The organism is Mailhella massiliensis, from assembly GCF_020741395.1.
Lineage (GTDB): Bacteria > Desulfobacterota > Desulfovibrionia > Desulfovibrionales > Desulfovibrionaceae > Mailhella > Mailhella massiliensis_A.
Genome location: NZ_DYZA01000150.1, coordinates 1 through 3,225 on the forward strand (window position 1 = coordinate 1; position 3,225 = coordinate 3,225).

Genomic DNA, 3,225 nt, shown 5'->3' on the forward strand with positions numbered 1-3,225 from the left:
ATCTTTAAATCCCTTCCTTTGACACGACGGCCCGGCGCAAGCCGGGACGGAGTCGGCCACGGCAGGTGGGCGCGGCAGCGCACACCTGCACGGACGCGGGGCAGGCGACGGAGGGCGGCGAGATGCCCGGCCTGCGCGGCAGAAGAAGGCGCTTACCTTCCGGGATTTCGTCCTGCAAGGCAGGGATTCCGCACCGGAAGCGAGTCAAGGCCCGGCTTCTGCGCCCTCTTCGCCCGCGAGACTGCCTGTTATGGGGGTTCGGGGGAGATTATCTCCCCCGGCGGGGTACGGGGCGGAGCCCCGCTGCCTTTCCTGCCTTTCCTGCCTTTCCTGCCTTTTCTGCGTTTCCTGCCTTTCCTGCGTTTGCGTGCCGTTTGCGGGGCAAAAAAGTCTTTTTTCACAGTATGGACAGAGGGGCGTTCCGGGCCTAGAATCCGGGGCATGCGCATAGTGAAGCCCTTTATTTTTCCGTTGATACTTCTTTTTCTGTGGCAGGTTACGTCTGCTTCAGGGGCAGTATCGCCGTATTTGCTGCCGTCGCCTGCGCAGGTGCTGGAGACGGGGGCGGCGATGGCGGGGAGCGGCGTGTTGTTTTCGCATCTTGGCGCGTCGCTTTCACGGATTGCGGCGGGGTTCGGGCTGAGCGTGGCCTTGGCGTTTACGACGGCGGCGGCGCTGTCGCGTTGGAAGCTGCTGGACGAATGTCTTCAGGGGAGCCTTTCTTTTCTGCGCATGACGCCGCCGCTGGCCTTGACGCCGCTGCTTATTTTATGGCTGGGCATAGGGGATGCGACGCAGGTTGCGGTGATAGTGCTGGCGTCTTTTTTTCCGGTGTATCTGAACACGCGGGCGGGATTGAACCGCTTGGAAGCGCCTTTCCGGGAGCTGGCGGCGAGTCTCGGGCTTTCGCGGGGGCGCACGGCGCTTTTTTTTCTTCTTCCGGCGGCGCTTCCATCCATAGTCACGGGGCTGAGGCTGAGCTTCGGTTACAGCTGGCGGGCGCTCATTGCGGCGGAGCTTATAGCGGCGAGCAGCGGGCTGGGGTACATGATTATGGATGCGGAGCAGATGCAGCGTGCGGATGAAGTGATTGTGGGCATACTGATCATAGGCTTTTCCGGCTGGCTTCTGGACGCGGCCTTTTCCTTTATTGTTTCCGCGCTGCTTTCGCGGCGTTTTCCCGAGCTTGCGTCATGAGCGCGCCCATGCAGGACGGCCTGCCGCTGCTTCTGGGCATACATAAGAGTTTCGGCGCGCGCGAAGTTTTGCGCGGGGCCGGGGTATGCCTTGCGCCTTCGGGCATCACCTGCCTGCTCGGGGCCTCGGGGTGCGGCAAGTCCACGCTTCTGCGCGTGGCGGCCGGGCTGGAGAAGGCCGATGCGGGCCAGATTTTTGTTTCCCCCGGGGAATGTGCCGTGGTATTTCAGGACCCGCGCCTTCTGCCGTGGCTCACGGTGGGGGAGAACCTGCGCCTTGCGCTGCCGCGCACCTGTGCGGATGCGGGGAAGCGCATGGAAGAAGCGCTGGCCATGGTGGAGCTTTCCGCCGAGCTTGTTTCGGCCATGCCGCGGGAGCTTTCCGGGGGCATGGCCCAGCGCGTGGGCGTGGCAAGGGCGCTGCTGCGCTCGCCGCGTATACTGCTCATGGACGAGCCCTTTGCCTCGCTGGACGCGATCACGCGGGAGAAGCTGCAAGCCATGCTCAAGAGGCTGATGAGCCGCACGCTCTGCCTGCTCGTCACCCACGACATGGAGGAAGCCCTGCGCGTAGCGGCGCGCATCCTTGTCATGGCGGGGGGCGAGATCCGCGAAAGCTTCGACCTTTCCCCCGGTTCAGGCCCTGAACGGCGGGACTTCATCCGCCGGAACATTCTTACGCATCTGAATACTAAGGAGTAATTATTATGAAGATGCCCCGTACCCTCATGCTGGCCCTTGCCCTTTCCCTTTTTGCCGCGCAAGCCTCTGCGGAGGAAGGCGTGCTCAACATCAGCTATGTGAAGTCGCCCTTCAACCTGCCCATGATGGCCATGAAGGAGCACAGGATACTGGAAAAGAAGCTGGAGCCTCTGGGCATAACCGTGAAGTGGCACGATATCGACTCCGGCGCGCAGCAGGCCACGGCCATGGCTTCCGGCTCGCTGGACGTGGGCGGCGTTCTGAACACCACCTCGGTGCAAATGGCCAACGCCGAAGGCAACCCGGTGTTCATCATTGCCGGAGCCTCGCGGCCTACGGACGTGTTCGGCCTGGTGGGGCAGGAAAACGGCGCGAAGAACTTCAGGGATCTCAAGGGCAAGACCATAGCCGGGCCCAAGGGCACGGTGCTGCATCAGCTGCTCGTGGCGGGCCTTGCGAAGGAAGGCATGAGCATCAACGACGTGAAGTTCGTGCAGATGGGCATACCCCAGAGCTTTGCGGCCCTCATGTCCGGCAAGGTGGATGCGGCCCTCATCGCAGCTGGCGCGCTGGTCAAGGCCGAACAGGCGGGCAAGCCCATCATCGCTACGGCCACGGGCCTCGTCACCCCGAAACTCGCCATGTGCGCCGGCAAGAAATTCATCGACGAAAAGCCGGAGCTTATCAAGCTTGTGGTCGCCGCGCAGGACGAAGCCTACGACTGGGTGATGAACAACCATAAGGAAGCCATTGCCCTCGGCGCGAAGGAACAGGGTATTTCCGAAGCCGACGCCGAGCGCCTCTACGCCTGGTCGCACTACAACAAGCGCCTCAATGAGGACGACATTAAAAGCCTCGATGAAGATATGACTTTCCTCATTGAAAACGGCATGGCCAGAAAGCGCGTCGATTCGCGCTCCTTCATCCTCGATTCCGCCATGGAGTAGAAGAAAACGGTTTGATGCGGGGAAGGGAGGAACCCCTTTTGTAAAAGGGTTCTCCCCCCATTCTTCTCCCCGAAACTTTTCATCAGGGCTTATCTTTGAAAAAGGTAAACGCGAGGCGGCTGCTCTGCGTCGCCCGGCCCATCGTTTGAAAGGCGAAGCATTGTCCCGGCGCAAGGCTCCCCCCAAAAAACATCCGTTCATCCCTTCCTTTTTCACCGTTGACGGGCAAAGCCCGGGAAGAAATCCCGACCGGCAACGGAACATTCCCCCGCTTCCTGCCCCCCCTGCAACACGGCCCGGCGCAAGGCTCCCCCACAAAAAAACATCCGTTCATCCTTTCCTTTTTCACCGTTGACGGGCAAAGCCCGGGAAGAAATCCC

3 protein-coding genes are annotated in these 3,225 nt (G+C 61.5%); all 3 read left to right on the plus strand.

Translation table 11 applies throughout. The features are described from left to right. The first annotated feature begins 651 nt into the window (after positions 1-651). The 3 genes from K8W16_RS07410 to K8W16_RS07420 are packed head-to-tail and all read left to right on the plus strand — an operon-like array spanning position 652 to position 2,845. On the plus strand, positions 652-1,197 hold the full coding sequence (locus tag K8W16_RS07410; RefSeq protein WP_304122516.1) for an ABC transporter permease: 546 nt from the start codon (positions 652-654) through the stop codon (positions 1,195-1,197). After that, positions 1,194-1,898 (plus strand): ABC transporter ATP-binding protein, encoded by a 705-nt coding sequence (locus K8W16_RS07415; RefSeq protein ID WP_304122517.1) that lies wholly within the window; start codon positions 1,194-1,196, stop codon positions 1,896-1,898. Before K8W16_RS07410 ends, K8W16_RS07415 begins: the two co-directional genes overlap by 4 nt. A 5-nt stretch (positions 1,899-1,903) precedes the next feature. Continuing rightward, entirely contained in the window at positions 1,904-2,845 is a 942-nt protein-coding gene (locus tag K8W16_RS07420; RefSeq protein ID WP_304122518.1) for an ABC transporter substrate-binding protein, read from the plus strand. Positions 2,846-3,225: the final 380 nt, after the last annotated feature.